At 34.3% G+C, this 16,509-nt stretch carries 12 protein-coding genes and 2 pseudogenes; 12 read left to right on the plus strand and 2 right to left on the minus strand.

Going from position 1 to position 16,509, the window contains the following annotated elements; all coding sequences use genetic code 11:
• Positions 1 to 69: 69 nt before the first annotated feature.
• Entirely contained in the window at positions 70 to 264 is a 195-nt protein-coding gene (locus V1L66_RS05090; protein WP_333003662.1) for a tyrosine-type recombinase/integrase, read from the minus strand.
• A 680-nt stretch (positions 265 to 944) separates the two neighbouring features.
• On the opposite strand from V1L66_RS05090, the gene V1L66_RS05095 reads away from it, so the two are divergent.
• The 6 genes and pseudogenes from V1L66_RS05095 to V1L66_RS05120 all read left to right on the plus strand — a co-directional run bounded on the left by V1L66_RS05095 (position 945) and on the right by V1L66_RS05120 (position 6,094).
• Positions 945 to 1,973 (plus strand): ATP/GTP-binding protein, encoded by a 1,029-nt coding sequence (locus tag V1L66_RS05095; RefSeq protein ID WP_016994210.1) that lies wholly within the window; start codon positions 945 to 947, stop codon positions 1,971 to 1,973.
• Positions 1,970 to 2,473 carry a hypothetical protein gene (locus V1L66_RS05100; RefSeq protein WP_016994211.1) on the plus strand — a complete coding sequence of 168 codons (504 nt, stop codon included), beginning with the start codon at positions 1,970 to 1,972 and terminating at the stop codon, positions 2,471 to 2,473. The genes V1L66_RS05095 and V1L66_RS05100 overlap by 4 nt, the downstream gene beginning before the upstream one ends.
• A gap of 629 nt (positions 2,474 to 3,102) precedes the next feature.
• Positions 3,103 to 3,240, plus strand: a pseudogene (locus tag V1L66_RS05105) (Fic family protein); the annotation flags it as partial.
• 280 nt (positions 3,241 to 3,520) lie between these two features.
• A complete protein-coding gene (locus tag V1L66_RS05110) occupies positions 3,521 to 4,279 on the plus strand; it encodes a hypothetical protein (RefSeq protein WP_333003659.1) in 759 nt (252 codons plus the stop codon).
• A 662-nt stretch (positions 4,280 to 4,941) separates the two neighbouring features.
• On the plus strand, positions 4,942 to 5,427 hold the full coding sequence (locus tag V1L66_RS05115) for a hypothetical protein (protein WP_333003658.1): 486 nt from the start codon (positions 4,942 to 4,944) through the stop codon (positions 5,425 to 5,427).
• Positions 5,428 to 5,944: 517 nt separating this feature from the next.
• Positions 5,945 to 6,094, plus strand: a complete 150-nt coding sequence (locus V1L66_RS05120) for a hypothetical protein (RefSeq protein WP_036078716.1) — start codon at positions 5,945 to 5,947, stop codon at positions 6,092 to 6,094.
• Positions 6,095 to 6,641: 547 nt separating this feature from the next.
• On the opposite strand, the pseudogene V1L66_RS05125 reads toward V1L66_RS05120, so the two are convergent.
• A pseudogene (locus V1L66_RS05125) lies at positions 6,642 to 7,000 on the minus strand (IS3 family transposase); the annotation flags it as partial.
• Positions 7,001 to 7,342: 342 nt separating this feature from the next.
• Between V1L66_RS05125 and V1L66_RS05130 the strand changes: the two are divergent.
• The 6 genes from V1L66_RS05130 to V1L66_RS05155 all read left to right on the plus strand — a co-directional run bounded on the left by V1L66_RS05130 (position 7,343) and on the right by V1L66_RS05155 (position 16,438).
• A complete protein-coding gene (locus V1L66_RS05130) occupies positions 7,343 to 7,720 on the plus strand; it encodes a DUF3221 domain-containing protein (protein WP_333003657.1) in 378 nt (125 codons plus the stop codon).
• Between the two features lie 1,592 nt (positions 7,721 to 9,312).
• Positions 9,313 to 10,494 (plus strand): DUF2399 domain-containing protein, encoded by a 1,182-nt coding sequence (locus V1L66_RS05135; protein WP_333003655.1) that lies wholly within the window; start codon positions 9,313 to 9,315, stop codon positions 10,492 to 10,494.
• Positions 10,476 to 11,888, plus strand: a complete 1,413-nt coding sequence (locus V1L66_RS05140) for a hypothetical protein (protein ID WP_312124124.1) — start codon at positions 10,476 to 10,478, stop codon at positions 11,886 to 11,888. The genes V1L66_RS05135 and V1L66_RS05140 overlap by 19 nt, the downstream gene beginning before the upstream one ends.
• Positions 11,839 to 12,510, plus strand: a complete 672-nt coding sequence (locus tag V1L66_RS05145) for a hypothetical protein (protein WP_016995229.1) — start codon at positions 11,839 to 11,841, stop codon at positions 12,508 to 12,510. Before V1L66_RS05140 ends, V1L66_RS05145 begins: the two co-directional genes overlap by 50 nt.
• Complete coding sequence (locus tag V1L66_RS05150; protein ID WP_333003652.1) at positions 12,507 to 15,707, plus strand: AAA family ATPase; 3,201 nt, start codon at positions 12,507 to 12,509, stop codon at positions 15,705 to 15,707. Before V1L66_RS05145 ends, V1L66_RS05150 begins: the two co-directional genes overlap by 4 nt.
• A 182-nt stretch (positions 15,708 to 15,889) precedes the next feature.
• A complete protein-coding gene (locus V1L66_RS05155; protein ID WP_333003650.1) occupies positions 15,890 to 16,438 on the plus strand; it encodes an XRE family transcriptional regulator in 549 nt (182 codons plus the stop codon).
• Positions 16,439 to 16,509: the final 71 nt, after the last annotated feature.

The raw sequence follows: 16,509 nt of genomic DNA on the forward strand, positions 1-16,509 counted from the left end.
TGCCTCTTCTTTCGCCTTTTGCGTAACCATGTGCATAGATGTTCATGGTTGTTTGCACATCATTATGTCCTAACGATTCTGTACTTCCTTCAAGCTAGCACCCGCTTCGAATAATAAGGAGCAATGTGTATGACGTAAGCCATGTGTAGTAATTGTTTCAAGCTGATATTTCTTTTGCACATGTAAAATCATCCATTTACGAGTTTTTGTTGGCTGTAAATATGCATTCTTCTCTTTGCTAAATACAAGCTGCTTTGTCTGCATTGTGTTAAAGCCTGTTACTAAATAATCCCTCTTCTGTTTTTTTTTTCACTCTAAATAGCCATTGTTTTATCGTCCATTTTAAACGTGCGAGCAACGCCTGTTTTTGTGGATTTAACATACAGCTTATTATTTTTCCCTCGTGAAAGTGCTTTGTTAATATGCAATCTATTTATCGAGAAATTTAATTTATGGGGAATGTAATGAAATATACAATCAAGTATATATTGGTGAAGCATTTATGTATACTCTCATATTTAATTCATTTTAAAATGTTAATAATCCAGATATAGATAGATTTCATATTTTGTAAGTTAAAAGTTGAAAATGGTATAATATTTTAAAGAAATGTAAATCACTAATGTATGTATAATTGGTATAGCGTATCATGAAAATGTCCTTTAGCTAGAGGTGAATCTACTAATGAAAAATGTCTTGGAATTTTAGAGACTTTGAAGATTTAACCTTAAAATTAAATGGTAAAGTGCTGTAATAGTTGGAGCTAATGATGTGGGGAAATCATCCATTATCAATGCAGCCGTAACCTCGCTATCGGTGATGATGGATAAAATTTCATATAGTGTTTCAAAAAAGGTGGTTTTGATGAACGTCAAACTTCTTGATAAATAAGAGGTTTGGCGTTTTTTCTAATAGCAAGTGATTGCATGAAAGGGGTTGTGAGTATGACTATTCAAAAAATTCAATTGAGTAATTTTACCGTTTTTGAGCAGTTAGATATTGAATTTTGTGAAGGAATTAATTTATTTATCGGTGACAATGGTACAGGAAAGACACATTTAATGAAGCTAATCTATTCTGCTTGTAAGGCGGCAGATCCAAGAATTTCATTTTCACAAAAAATCGTAAATACGTTTAGACCAGATGATTTTAAAATTGGAAGACTCGTTCATAAACGACATGGGACAACTAGTTCAAGTGTGAAAATTTATGCCAAAAAAGAGGAAGTGCTTAAAACATTATCAATAAACTTCAGTACGAGAACAACTAAATGGGATGCAGAAGTGAAGAATGAAGAAAACTGGGAAAAAACATTAAGTAACATCGAGAGTACCTTTATTCCCGCAAAAGAAATTTTATCGAATTCGTATAATATCATTTCGGCAAATGAAAAAAATAATGTTGATTTCGATGATACGTATATTGATATTATACATTCTGCAAAAGTGGATATTTCAGTTGGACGGAATGCACAGGGTAAAAAGAAACAACTTGAACGACTTGAAAAAATTATCGAAGGCAAAGTATTCTTTGATGTGCCAAAAGATAAGTTTTATTTAAAATATGGTCAATCGAAAGTAGAGTTTAATTTGGTGGCTGAGGGGATTCGTAAAATTGCTTTACTTTGGCAATTAATGAAGAATGGGACCCTAGAAAAAGGATCTATTTTATTTTGGGATGAGCCTGAGGCAAATATTAATCCGGTGCATATTCCTCTACTTGTAGATATGCTATTAGAATTACAAAACGGTGGCGTACAAATCTTTATCTCCACACATGATTATACATTATGTAAATATTTTGATATCAAAGCAAGGACTGAAGGCACAGTTAAATTTCATTCGCTCTATAAGACAGAGCGTGGTGTGAAATGTGAAAGCAATGAAAAATTCAAAAATTTAGAGAGAAATACAATTCGAGATACATTTATTCAACTCTATAAAGATGAAGTCAAGATGGAGATGGAATCATGATACAGGTCAGAGAATCTAACATGTTATTTGAATTTGAAGAAGATCAAATTTTTCCTATTGAAAATTCTCAGTTGCATACTGAAATTGGTGAGGGCATTAAATCAGTTGAATTTGTTGTTTCGTTAAAGGAACAGGAATTTGCTTTTATTGAAGCGAAATCAAGTTCGCCACAGCCCACAAAGGACAATCAAGAAAAATTCGATACCTTTATAAAGGATGTATCAGATAAATTTGTTCACGCCTTCAATATGTTTTTAACGGCTATTTTGCGAAGATATCATGATGAGGCAATCCCTACAAATTTTTTAGAGATGAATAAAGAGCAAGCTGTGTTTAAATTTATTTTAATCATTAAAGGGCATCGAATGGAATGGTTGCCACCACTTCAAGATGCCTTTTCAAAACATTTACTATACCATCGTAAAATTTGGGGAAGTCATGTAGTTGTGATGAATGAAGAACTGGCGAGAGATTATAGCTTAGTGAAAGAATGGATATAGATGTTGTATATTTAGTGTTCTAGTGTATAAATTGTCTCTACACCATATACTTTATTAATTGAAGTCAAAAATCCAAGAAGTGCTGAAATAATTGATATTAGTGTAGTGATCAATACTTTTTACTAAAAATGGTAGAAGGAACTTGCATGAAGAAATTTCATTTGGAATCGCAGGAGTACAAACGTGTTGAAAAAAATTAAACATTAGAAAATTTTCAAGTTGATAAACGGCTTACATTGAAGGCAATTGAAATGGTAAACTATGGAAAAATATTATCACCAAAAATGATTAAAGAAGTGATTCAGTTTGGAAAAATATAATTTTGGAGAAGATGAACGTACTTGCTTAAACAATGCCATATAGCATTTGATAATTTTTATGATATAGAACAGGCTGAACAATTGGCTTTTACAGTAAGGTCTTTAGATCTTTAGCAAGGGAAATATACAATTCAACAATTTGATTTTGATTCACACTTAAATGTATAACACTATTTATTTTAAGATATATACAAGTTTGCTTGTAAAATTCGAGATGTACAGTTAGTAAAAGGAAGTACTTTTTTTGTCAAAAGAGGTTTATTTTAACTACAGGAATTTTATCTAAGTTGCAAGAGGAAGGAACTTGAGGAACACTTGAGGAAGCTGCAAAAAAAACTAGCATACTATAAAGCTGAATTCAATCTACTTCATCCTTTTAGAGAAGGAAATGGTCGAACAATACGTTTGTTTATTTACTTGTATGCTTTAAGTAAAGATTTTATGTAGGAGTATATGGATTTGGGTAGCGAAGAATATATGAAAGCAATTATTGCTTCAAAGACAGATGAAACAATGTTAGAAGGGATTTTTTAAAGACATTAAAAGGGCTTGATAGATAATTTATGACGCTCTTTAGAGATAGTTCCATATAAAGAAATTTTACTAACTTAGTCAAAAGCGAAGTTAGAAAAATCAATTGCCCCAGTAATCATTGATATAATAATGTTTTAGATGGTTGGTTCGCCATTACATTCTCCATATAAAAAAAGAATAGGTGGGATTAAATATGCTAGTAAATGGTAATACGGATCTTTACAACAGAGAAACTGAAGAATATATAGTAGCTTATATTGATTTAGTGGGAATAAAATCAGAAATGAATAAAGGTAATAAAGAGCAACAATTAGCCATGAATAAATTGTATAACTTATATACTCACTCCATTGATACAACAAGAATGATAGAGTGGGAAGAAAATAAGGAAATAAATTTTAAAATTTTTTCGGATAATATTTTGATTAGTAGAAAATTATCTAAGGATAACGACAAACGCAAATTAGAGGTTAAGACATTAATTTATTGTGTTGCACACTTTCAAGCACTTGCTGCTTCAGACTCGGTTGGGTGGCTTTTAAGGGGAGGGATAGCAGTCGGTCAGTTATTCGTTGATGATATTATGGTCTGGGGTCAAGCATTATTAAAAACCTACGATTTAGAAAGTAATATAGCTATTTATCCAAGAATAGTATTAGATTCTACTGTTGTTAATGAAGTACAGAAAAATGACGAGTTATCTGATTTTATAAGAAAAGACTTTGATGGAGTATATTTTTTAAATTACCTATCAATGTGCCATTTTTATGGGGAAATGCTTTCAAGTGGATTTGAAATGATACAAGAAAACAATTTACTTTATAGAAATGAAAGGATATATCAGAAGCTTTATTGGCATATGGAGTTTATTAACAGGGAACTTGATAGAAAAAATGAGCAAAAAGATAAAAAATACAGATTGAAATTTTCTCCTGACTATTTAATAAAATAATTCATAAAATAGAGATTGAATGTCTCTCCAAGCATAGGAAGTACATTGATTTCTTGAAATTTGAAGGATAAGGGGGTGATGTTGTTTATTTCTGCTTTCGCAGTTCAGTGATATATCGGCGAAATGCAGAGAGTTTGGTTAATCCTTCTTCCATCAATTATTCCTACATAGCTGGAATCGATTTTCCGTCTAACTGGATAGTGCATACAAGGTGTATATGAATAAAATATAGAAAAACACTTAATACATTGGTATGACAACGTTTAAGTGTTTTATTTCGTCCCAAAATTTCATTTTGGAACTTCTTTGTGCTTAACGTTTTAAATGCGTACATGCCACCCTTATAAAATAATTCGAAGTTGCAAGAAATCTCGATTTCAAAATACTGGAGAAAGAGGGGAAAGCTAAACTTTCAAAAAGTAAACCAAGTTACGGAAGACTACCCAAATCCTATGCTTATAACAAAGTGCAAGGTCGTAAAGATATAAATGGAAATTGGGAATGGCTAGTAGATTGGGATGATAAAAAAGGATATCATATTAATATTATTATTGGTAAGAAAAAGCCATACAAAATAGCGATTCCTTTTAAGTGCACTCAAAAACAATATAAGGCTATTATAGATAGCTACAACAAAAAAAGATGATAGGAAGAATATATCTGTGAATGCAGAAGAACGTAAAAACAAATTAAAGTCCTTATTAGAAAAGCAAAAACAAAAAGCTATAGAAGATGATAAAAAAGCAGAGATTTCCTTATTAATGGAGCCTTTCTCTAATAAATCAGATTTAGAAGTTGTCGATCTAGAAGAGTTGTTAAAAGTTAAAGAAGAATTTAGCCAATCTTTTCCTGTTGAATTTTGGGCTAGTAGAATCCATTGGGAAAAAGTAGATAAAAAAATCGAACTACCAGTCGATGATTTTAATAAAATTGAATTAATTTTAAAAGACCAGGGTTTGTTAACTGATATACCAGTTTATTTCTTTTTTAGTGACAATGCTTATTGGCTTAGAACAGATATAAAGAACATTTTGCAAAACTTAGAAGATATAGCTTGGTATAGAGGGGATCGATACGTCTTTTCCAGTAATCCTAAATTTGTTATTGAATTTTTTCATGATGATTTAATTACAATCGGATGGCATTAGAGATAATTCGCATTACGGACCATTAGAAAACCTCAAGATCCATATCTATCATTCCACTTGTATTAATGAAATTAAGTTATAGGTAAGTGGGCGAAGTTATTACAGTCTTTTGAAATATTGCTAAAACTTACACATCTAATATATATTAATAAATATTGTTTACTGGGATAAGGATCATCGAATTTATAGCTTAGATAAATAATTATGGCTATTTATTATAAATTAACCTTTTATAAAGTACCTTAAACCCTTATGGCTCTGAGTCTGGAAAGTTTATTGTTTATTAATTGAAATTATATGCTTCACGTCACAAATAAAAATAAAGGTATCTACATCTAAAATGTGTGCGGATACAGATATTTTAAATACATTTGGCTATGAATTATTTACTAAGCTTTTACTGAATTTAAAGTTAAGCGGTACAACAATATAGGAAAAAGGTTTACATCAGCAAAATAAGGTATACTATATTTGTTGAATAGATTTCTTTAAAGGCAGGAAAAGTAGGTGAACCAAAGTGGGGAAATATCAATTGGATACTAAAGGTAAGGTGGCTGTGGCAAAGTATCATGAAAAAAACAAGCCAGCCAAATTTGATAAAAAGCAGCAACTTGAGAAAATACGTGCGGCGTATTTGAAAAAGAAGCAAGAACAAACAGATCAATAATATGGATGAAAACATAGGAAGACTAAAATCTCCCTATGTTTTTCTTTTTAAATTGATGACATAGACATATAAATGGGAGTCACCATCTACAATTGAGGACAAAAAATTACATGATTTGAATGCATTTTTCTGTTTTGATAATAATCTTAAAACTACATCTTAGCCCCAACGACGATTGAGTGGGAGTAGTCATAAAGCGAGATCGAGATAACCACCCGTCTATCTCTTTAAACTGATATCCATCGTTTTTGGTTAAATGTGAAAGAATTCATGTGAATATATGCATATCAAACTCTTCAAAGGCTCTATTTTGGGTATTATTTTTATAATTGTTTTTACATCTGAATGTCTCAGTCTCTTAGTATTTTTTTTTATTTGCATCTGCTTTCAATAATAGAGACTAATGTCTTTAGAGGTAACTAAGGTTTTTCTAATAAAAAATTATCTTTATTTGTAGCATTCCTAAAATCAGAGCGCAATTAAGTAGGTTACACATAAATGAATTAAATAGTTAATTCATTTATGTTAGCTTCGTTATTTCATTTGGCTACTTGGGTAAATGAGTTCGGTATTGCACCGAACTCGTTTTTTAATTTTGCCTTGATCCGTTTCATATTATAGTAGTTTATATATTTTCCTAATTCTATTTTTAATGCTCTATACTTTCTAATTCCCTCATGTAAAGGAATTCGGATTTCCAAAGAAATTCTCCATGACTGAGTTGTCGTAACAATTTCCTTTACGAGACATACTTTGAACACCCCCTCTTGATTCTAAGGCGCGACGATATTTATTCATTTAATAATGCCAGTCTTGATCGGTATACATAAGTAACTGGTGGTGCTCAGGTAAACGTTCGAGTGCTTTATCCAACATGTCTGAAACAAGTGAATAGGTTGGTCTAGAGTAAACTCTAGTGTTTAATTTGTATACGGCTGAATAATAGCTTCAACTACACTGTATTTCATATTGCTTAGCTATAGCATAGGAGCTTTCCGTTCCATTCCTCTTAAGCAGCGCTCAACAGCTTGTAATTTATCTTCGGCAGTTCAATATAAGTTTTTTTATTTTCCTAATTCCATCCAATTGCATTGGAAATTTCAAAATATTTTCTGTATTCCTTCTTTAGGAAGTATAACAAGTGAAGTATTTTTTTGTATTGTAGAATAGAGGTGAGCACAGTATTTGGTATATTATGTACATTTAAAATGATATGAAAATTACTAAATGTATAAGGTGGTGGTTTGAATGAAGAACAGAATTCCCAAACCTATTATCAACACAGTCTTATTGTTACTTTTTCTTATTGCTTTATGGTTCTTAGGTAATGCTAGCCAACTATCAGCTAGTAAAGAAAATACCGAAAGTGAAATTGGTTATATAGTAATACATGAAGGAATAGTCTATTTTATTCAAGGAAAGGACGTTCAACAATCAGATATAGAGAGTTTCTCTAGCGAAAATCTCATGTACTTAAATAAATTTGATACAGTTTCAATTTTAATTAATGAATCGAAACTTTCTATGAAAGTAATTAAAAGTGGAGATGAAGTGAGGATTTGGTATTCTGAAATTTCGGAGTCAAATCCAGCAAAAATCAAAGTTATTCGTATAGAAAAACTGTGACCAAAATTCTATTTTTACTAAATATAAACTAATTACCATTTATTGATAATAACTTTGTTTATTTCCTTTATTTATTAGATTGTTAATTAACAACAGTTTAGAAGGAAGAGTCTCACATAATGTCGATAAGTTTTTCAAAAGCTATAACGAACTTGGAAGTCACACGATGATTGTTGAGAGAAATAAATAGAGTGGACTAAGGGGAAAAATATTGTATAGGTATAGGAATTATTAAGATGATAATGGTTATTGGGAGTATGAAAATTATCTTGTAAACGATATCGATATGCCCATTAAAAAACCGTATTGAAATGAAAATATTTACATATCAATCACTGTGAGGTTGAAAGTGTAGAAAAATTGGTGATTATTTTACAATAAAAAGACATGAGGAACTATAAAAGTTGATGATTTATTACAAATTAAACGAGGGTAAGTTGAAGAACAAGAAAAAAGTAAAAAATATGGCAAGCAGTGAACGGTTATTGGTAGTGAAGAAAACTATTATTATGGATAAAATTAAAGAGGTAAAGATACCTATATCATGAAGAGAGAAAGAGAGTCTGTTTAACAGGCTCTTTTTTGTATTCTTTTGAAAGCCTCTTACAATGCTAATGGTTCCATTGAGCTTTTAGCTATGACAAGAAAAAAATCCCAAGCCGTACAATGAATTAAGGTCTGGTCAAACGACTTCAGTACGAAAGGGAATCCAAATGGATAATAAAAGTTTAGCATATATCATGAAGTATCACATCGTCTTTATACTAAAGTATAGAAGGTAAATTTTTTAAGGTTAATTTAAAACAGTTATAGATAGAATTCTTCGCCAATTATAGGAGGTGTAGAAATTATTGAATCAAGTGCATATCCTAATCGTTTTCATATTTGGTAAGTATCACACCAAAAATAAGTGTTTCATCATTTGTAGGTTATTTGAAAAGTTAAAGTAGTTTCATGATATTTAATCGACATGCGAACGGCTACTTGCTCGCCTTTAGCGGATAGTGAGAAAATGGAGTGCAGTTGGTGGACCTTTCAGAATGTTGTTAGACATGGGCCCGTACCACAGTTTTTTTATGAGCAAAGCAAACTACCAGTTAAATAAAGGTTATTGCTTGAGTTTTCAGACGATTTTTATTTTTGCAGCAATTTGGGAGTAAAATAAGGCTATTTAATTAAATTACTAGTACTTATAATAAAATTAAATTTAGAGGTGTTACTTATGGTGAAAAAAATCAAAGGGGTAAAGAAAATTTAATCTAATAATGTTTAGTAATTTTATAATTATTTATAATTTAGAATTTGGGTGATCTAATTATAGGGCGTTATATTACTGAAGATCATTAATTAGACAATCGTCTAGTTCAAATTTAACCATGAGTGCTAAAACACTAGCAGCGACATTTATTAATTAGTCCGCCAATGATTCTTACTAAATTTAGAGAATGACCCTCAAAGAGATGTACCAGCAGGAAATGGGCGGTAGGAAAAGATGCAATCGATTGTCATATTGTTTCGAGGCTGCCGACGACAAACAAACATATGGAACGCTACTACTATATAATGGAACAAAGTAAAAGGAGGGTTTTACGATGCATGAGGCATTTATCCAAGTGTATTTTTTGAAAAAAGATGAAATAATTGAAAAGGTAGAACAACAAGAGCAATTAATGGTTGCGACTATAGTTAAAAAGACTGCGCGTACATTTCGTAAAGTCGCGCATTTAAAGTTGACAATGCATACAGAATTTACTTCCCCTCTTCCTAAAAAATTAGCATCCTATAAATTCACACCAAATGCGAAGCGAATGTTAGATGAATCGAATGACACGATTCAACAGTGGCTACAACAGGGCTGGATAGTGCGCGAAATTCGTTATCATACAGATGGTATAAGCATCAAGGAGGATTATTACCGCATTGGCCCAGCTTACATAGAAGAGCAACAAAAATCCGAGCAGCAACAGTTCACAAAACAACAGCAACAGATGCAGACGTTACAGCAAAAGGCTGAGAAACTAGAGTTACCAAAGATATTTCAACAGGCGATTGAATGGAATGCGCTGCCTATACAGTGGACAATGAAAAAGAGGATGAAATATATCGAGTTTTGTTTAGCGTTCTATGCATTATCCTTGCAAAAGGAGCTATTTGATTTTAAGGAAATCGGCGCGACTTTACACGATAAGATTGGGGGCTCAAAGGTATTTGACCAACAGCGCGAGGCTTTTTTAGCGCAGCTAGAGCAAAGTGGAATTGACCCGACGCTTTACGGGCTAGTGAGCATCGGGAAAATTGTGCCAATTTATTTTACTGGTAATGTGCAAAATAGTATGGCAACGTATACGATTGGCGTGGTGCATGCGACGACCGATAATGCGGTCTTACTCTCCCCTTTTACTACGACAAATACAACATTATGGCTTGTTGAAAATCGAGCAATTTTAACGCGTATGGCTGTAGAGACAGAATTTTTAAGGCAAACGAATTCCTGCATCGTTTGTTTAGATGGCCAAATTCGTTCTGCACACAAGCAATTTATAGAGCAATTACTGCAATCAGCTATTAAACAAACGATCATTTGGACAGATACTGATAGCGAGGGTATCACGATTGCTAAGTACGCCGCCGCATTGGCTAAAGGAACGGTAAAAATAGTTGGGCGTGATTATGAGCTGTATCATTCAATTGAAAGCTATATAAACCAGGTGCAAGAGGCGCATGAACAGGAACAGCAGTTAGGAGGGGTGGAACAATGGATAAAATGGATATAAAAGCACCAATTTCTATTTTTACAAGTGATTACCAAACTGCAGAATTTATGAAGTCAATGCGTGATTTAGCATCATTAGCAGGTGTCTTAAAGGAATTAAGCACAGAAAAAATGTACGATTCCCCAATCGAAATTATTCGTTTTTTAAATGTTATTCAGTTAATTAACGAAGCTTCTCTCGGTATTAAAGATGCCATCGATAATGAGGAAGTATTATACTACCGATATCAGTCCACGTATTTGCAAGATAATGATCCTCCAACATTAGCGCACATTACAAGAATGCTCACAATTTTAGAACGCAATAATTGGATAATCAAACAGAGCCGTCAAATTAAAATGCGTGACCGTGGTAAAAATTTAATGGACGGATTAATTCGCATGGGGAACGATGCACTTGCTTACTATTTGCAAGATGATATTGGTCGCTCGCTATTTCAAGCAAGACGCGATGCTGAAATAAGCGCTGCCTACGACGACCAAGGGATTTCTGGAGGCAATAAAATCGCATCAATGATTTACAATGTTGAAGAGGCGATTAAGCAATTAGAGGAACGCCAGCTTGAACTCCTTGCTGATCGCAATGCCTTACCGCAGTTGGAGAAAATTAATCTGCTTATGCTTGAGCTTGAAACAAAATTAAATGAACGCTTACAACAGTTTGGCACTGTCGAGGAAAGTACGAAAATGAGCGATTTAATGCTCCGAGGAACGGCTGCAATTTCAAAAGGGACTTCACTTAGCTTAAGCTTGCTAACAAAATATATACGCTTTGTCAATATGCAGCTCACACCTACCGCTAACACCATTTCACCTGAAAAAGTGCGCCAGTTTATTTTGGCGATGCATTCACCAGAAGCTAATCCGAATATCCCGACAGCCCATGATATTTTAAGTTTTATGGAACAAAATCAATATGAAGAAGAGGCGATGGATGGCCTGTGGGTTCCTGTGAAATTTGCTGCACCAATTGGTCCACATGATATTACAGATGCCATACATTATTTGCAAACGTATGAACCGAAGCTAGAAAAGCCGATTTCTCATCAGCTTGAGCCTGAATATGAAGAGGCTGAAATGGATGTTCGTCCAATAAAAGAAGCCCTTGAGGAGGTTTCATGGAAAATGACCCAATCACTGATTGATACTGAGCGAATTGAAAATTATTTAAGCGAGCATGGTGAAACAGAAATGGAAGAGCTCATTGTGGAATCAAGCTCAAATAGATGGCATGATGCAATTCTTTCATTACTAGCTGTCTCCGCATTAACTAGTAACAATAAGGTTGAACAGCAGCCTGTCGAACAAACGAAAGATTATGACAAACAATGGGAGTGGATAGACGATGACGACAAACGATTTACCGTTCGACAATACCCTCATGATGATGAATAGTTTAAAGGGTTATCTAACTACCCAAGAAGAATTAGCATTTATGCAGTTATTATTTTCTTCATCTGCATCGATCAAAGGGGCCAATTACGGCTTAGGAAAGAAGGATTTAGAAAAGCTACTTGGCATTAAAAGTGGAGATGATGATGCTTTCCATTCATTCATTAATCGTTTAAATGCTGCGCTAAGTCGCTATTTCCGTATTATTTATGATGATCGTCGAGACCGAGTGATTGTCATGATGCATGTAACCGCAAAACATGCGAAATCAACATTAAGCAGTGAGGCGCTCGCCATTATGCTGTATTTGTTTTATCACCAAGAAGTACTTGGCCATGAATTTACACTGCTGCATCAAATTCTAGTTGATTTTGGCCATGAATCATTGAATGCCAACCGCAAGTTGAAAAATAATATCGATCAACTGAAAAAAATTGGCGCGGTTACAGACTACGAATCCGTTTCTGAAGAGGCCTATATGTTAACAGCCATAGGTGTACATATGTTTTCAGAGTCATTTTTACGACGTACAACGGAATTTGCCCAGGAAACACAGCTTAGTAAAGAAGAAGTAATGAAGTTTTTCAATCGTTATAACCTACATATTAAGGAGGAAAACGAATGATCCCGTATCAATTGAAAATTCATGGCGTTCGCGACTACTCACCGCGAAGCATTCATTTTGGGGAAGCAAACGAGCATATTTTAATTACTGGTCCAAATGGTGTAGGGAAATCGACATTAACATTTTGCCTTGGTGCCGTGCTATATTCTTCGAAGGTAGAATTAGAGGGACTTCGTTCAACAAATTTAAAAGTAAATGACCCTTGGTATGCACGTATAACGCTCGTATTTCTAAATGAAGGCCCAACAAAAATTGATGGTCCAAAATTTATCGCCTTTCAGCTGACGGTCAATCAAGATACGAAAAATAGCCCAATTCAGCGTGAGTATGAGGTGTTAAATGGGCAAGATACGGAGAATTTAACATCCCATGCACGCTATACATCAGGTGGGACAGCGGGACGTACATTCAAGGCGTATCGTGAAGATTTGCGTGTGCGCTATAAAATTGAACCAGATGTTTATTATTTAATTTGGTATCAGCAAGAAGTCAATCAATTTGCGGCGATGTACCCGGAAGAGCGTTTCCGCAAATTTAGTGATATGTTTGAGATTTCTGATATGCAAAAGGAATGGGAAGCTTCATTAGAAAAAATTAAAGAAGTTCGCACGGAAATTGAATATTTAAAGGGTATTCAAAAAGGTGCGGAGCTAAGTGTGAATGCGGCTCAAACCGAGCTCAATAAATATTTAGATAACAAAAGGCGTATTTTCACATCTGGTCAAAAATACTATACATTGCTCCATCACATCATTACGTATTATAGCACCTCAATGGAAAGGATGGCCGAGCAAAAGGCTAAATATCAAGTGGAAAAGGAAAAATTAACGGTTACTCAGCAACAATTAAAGAGTAATATTGATAGGCTAAAGCAACAAAAATCACAATTATTGGAGAATGTTGCGACATTGTCACAGCAATTAATCATCATTACAGATAACTTACAGCAGCAAGAAAATGAAGACACACAGCAACAAGCATTGCAGCTGCAGTTAGAGCAGCAGCTCGAAGAAATCGATGAAAAGCGAAAGCAATTACGTTTTGATGCCGAAACGACACAACGAAAGCTAGAAGAAACCAATGAACAATTAGCTATAATTACAAACCAAATAGGTGAACTTAGAAATCTGCAAAGCCAATTACGCCAGCAACAGCGCGAGCTCGAACAAGAAAAAGTCCATATAGAAATCACTTCATCAGAGCTAAAAGAAAAAATGATAAATGCAGAAAAGCACAAAGCAATTTATGGAAGCAGTGCGCAAATCGAGCAGCAAATTAACACTCTATCATGGCAAAATGAACAAGGTTTTGAACAGATACAGCGTCTATCAATGGACCTAAAAATGTTGGAGCAGAAAGTGACACTGTATGAACAAAAAAAGGTTATATCCAAACGCCAGCAGCAGGGACTACTTCATTTAAAGCAGCAGCAGCTAGAGGCGTACACATTACGTGAGTTGATCGAGCTTATGCCATCTGCTCCATTGGCGTTAGAAAAGCAACTAGAGGTGATTAAATATACCATTTTTTATGTCGGAAAAAATTATAAGCCGGTCAATGATTTGTACTATGTATCACTTCAACAGCTTGTGCCGACTGAAAGTATCTCTAAGCTACCAGATTATGGCTTACAAATTCGTGATGATTTACCAGAACAGCAGCAAAATTATGCGAATAAGGCGCTATGGTGGGTGAAGCAATTTTTCTTAGAGAGCCCTAGAATCGAGCAAGGTCTATTATATGATACGCGCGGTATTCGCGGTGCGCAGGAAGCGGCTCAATATATTTTAAGTGATATGGCCATCGAAAAGTTGTTACAGGAAGTACAACAGAAATATACAAAAACAATGAACGAGAAGCAACATTTAGAACAACAATACGAAGAAAATCAACAACAGTTGAAACAGCTACAAGGTCATCTTCATACGATGCAATTAGCCGAAAGTACTTTATTAAAGCAAGCAGATTATGCATCTTATAGGCAGCAGCTTGAACTTGTTGAAGAAAAATTGTCAGCCCTTTATGATGAGCAAACCGTACTTGAAATCCAACTAGATAAGCTGAAAAGCGAGCAAATTGATGCACAGTATCATCAGAATATTTATAAGCAACAATGGCAAATTCATGAGGAGCTAGGTGCCTTTGCAGAGCAGCAAATGCAGCTACAACGGATTGAGCAGGCAAGAAAAGAGTTACAGCAAAATATTCGAAAACTTACTAAGGAACAAGAGACGAGAGAGCAGGAAATACATCAGCAAAAACGTAAGCAATCGCAACTTGGTGAACAGCAACAACTTTTCGAGAGCGAGTTAAAAATTGTCGAAAGTCAACTAACTGGTTATGATTTATCGATTCAAAAGGCTAGGGACAAACTGGAGTTGGATGAAACGATGAAAAATCGCTGTGAGCTTGATATGATTGAGCTTGAGCAGGTGCTACCACAAGAAGCACAGCAACTAGACGAACAGCTCACGACGAACTTATCACTGACAATGCTACAGGCTGAAATTGAACAGGCAAAAGCAGAGCTACGTAATGCTCGCCTAGAAAAAATTAACGAAAATGCCCAGCAGAATTATGATCAACAAAAGGCTGATTTCGATAAGAAAAATGCTGATCTAGCGCAATCGGAGCAATTACTTGAAAGCAATACAATTCGTGCAAAAGACCTAGAGGACCGCTTAGAAACCACGATTACGATGCACCTGATCAAAATCAATACGCTTTTCCAAAAGTATATGGATTTGTTTCAATTTGAGGGGCAAGTCGAAAAGGAACGCATTGAGGATAAATCAGGTCGCGTCAATTTCCGACTTTATATTAAAGCGCGTAAAATTGGGCATCAAGGTGCGCTTGAAGATGTGAGTATGAAGGCTCGTAGTGGAAAGGTGGGGCTAGGTGTATCAGGTGGGGAGGAATCACTAAGTTCACTTCTTTTCGCACTTGCGCTATTACAAAACTTAACTACTTCACCAGGCTATATCGTGCTCGATGAGTTTGATAGCGCATTAGATGATGAGCGGAAAAATAAGGTGTTTAATCTTTATGCTAAGGAGCTACAACGTAAGCTAATTATTGTGTCACCAAAGGGGCATGATGAAATGTATTACAACTGCTTCTCAAAAGTATTCATTGTGGAGCATGATGCAACAATTCCGAAAAGTACGATTCGCGGGATTCAGCCAAAAAAGTTGTGAATGTCATCACTATAATGTATAAGGGTGTGCTAAAAGTCGAGAAACTTTCAGCACACCCTGTTGTATTTAATTGAACAGACGAAAAATGAAGGAGTATTATACTCTCCGTATTTTTCGATCCATCATTTAAAAATATAGTATAGTTATTGTAAAAACCGAAATGATCGAGGGGACTGGAATAGATGAACTTACTAGAAGTTGGAGTAAAAATAAAGCAGATGCGGAAGAAAAATAAAATGTCTCAGGATGATTTAGCTTCGCAGATTAATTTAACGAAAAGTCATATTTCAAAAATAGAAAATGGCAAAGCGACACCGAGTCTGGTGACATTGTCTAAGATTGCGGAAATATTTGATGTGCCAATGGCTTGGTTTGTTATTCAGGATCAATTTGATGGCATTTCGATTGTATCGAAAAAAGAACGCCATGAGACGATTGAGACGAATGAACTTGGCTATCAATATGAGCTGTTAGCGAATAAGAGCTATATGAGCAATATCAATCCTTCTATTGTTACTGTACATAATGGGGCGGAAAATTTAGCTCCTTATACTCACGATAATGATGAATTTATTTATGTCATTTCGGGTAGTATCGTCTTGAAATACGATCATAAATTTTACCATTTAGAAGAGGGGGACTCTGCGTATTTTTCTGGGAAAAAGGAGCATATCTTTATTAATAATTCTGCAGAAAACTCAAAGGTATTAACGATTTATGTTGAGGATTAAATCTTTCTTTTAAGCGTAAATATTATCGAAAATACAAATTTCTTGTTTACAATACTATTCAGACAATTTAC

Source organism: Lysinibacillus sp. IITD104 (assembly GCF_036698265.2).
Classification (GTDB): domain Bacteria; phylum Bacillota; class Bacilli; order Bacillales_A; family Planococcaceae; genus Lysinibacillus; species Lysinibacillus boronitolerans.

Excerpts from the sequence above, each read along its gene's own strand:
- V1L66_RS05145 (WP_016995229.1), top strand. The coding sequence starts at position 11,839 with ATGACGACAAACGATTTACCGTTCGACAATACCCTCATGATGATGAAT.
- V1L66_RS05110 (WP_333003659.1), top strand. The coding sequence starts at position 3,521 with ATGCTAGTAAATGGTAATACGGATCTTTACAACAGAGAAACTGAAGAA.
- V1L66_RS05150 (WP_333003652.1), top strand. The coding sequence starts at position 12,507 with ATGATCCCGTATCAATTGAAAATTCATGGCGTTCGCGACTACTCACCG.
- V1L66_RS05130 (WP_333003657.1), top strand. The coding sequence starts at position 7,343 with ATGAAGAACAGAATTCCCAAACCTATTATCAACACAGTCTTATTGTTA.
- V1L66_RS05135 (WP_333003655.1), top strand. The coding sequence starts at position 9,313 with ATGCATGAGGCATTTATCCAAGTGTATTTTTTGAAAAAAGATGAAATA.
- V1L66_RS05090 (WP_333003662.1), bottom strand. The coding sequence starts at position 264 with ATGCAGACAAAGCAGCTTGTATTTAGCAAAGAGAAGAATGCATATTTA.
- V1L66_RS05095 (WP_016994210.1), top strand. The coding sequence starts at position 945 with ATGACTATTCAAAAAATTCAATTGAGTAATTTTACCGTTTTTGAGCAG.
- V1L66_RS05140 (WP_312124124.1), top strand. The coding sequence starts at position 10,476 with ATGGATAAAATGGATATAAAAGCACCAATTTCTATTTTTACAAGTGAT.
- V1L66_RS05155 (WP_333003650.1), top strand. The coding sequence starts at position 15,890 with ATGAACTTACTAGAAGTTGGAGTAAAAATAAAGCAGATGCGGAAGAAA.
- V1L66_RS05100 (WP_016994211.1), top strand. The coding sequence starts at position 1,970 with ATGATACAGGTCAGAGAATCTAACATGTTATTTGAATTTGAAGAAGAT.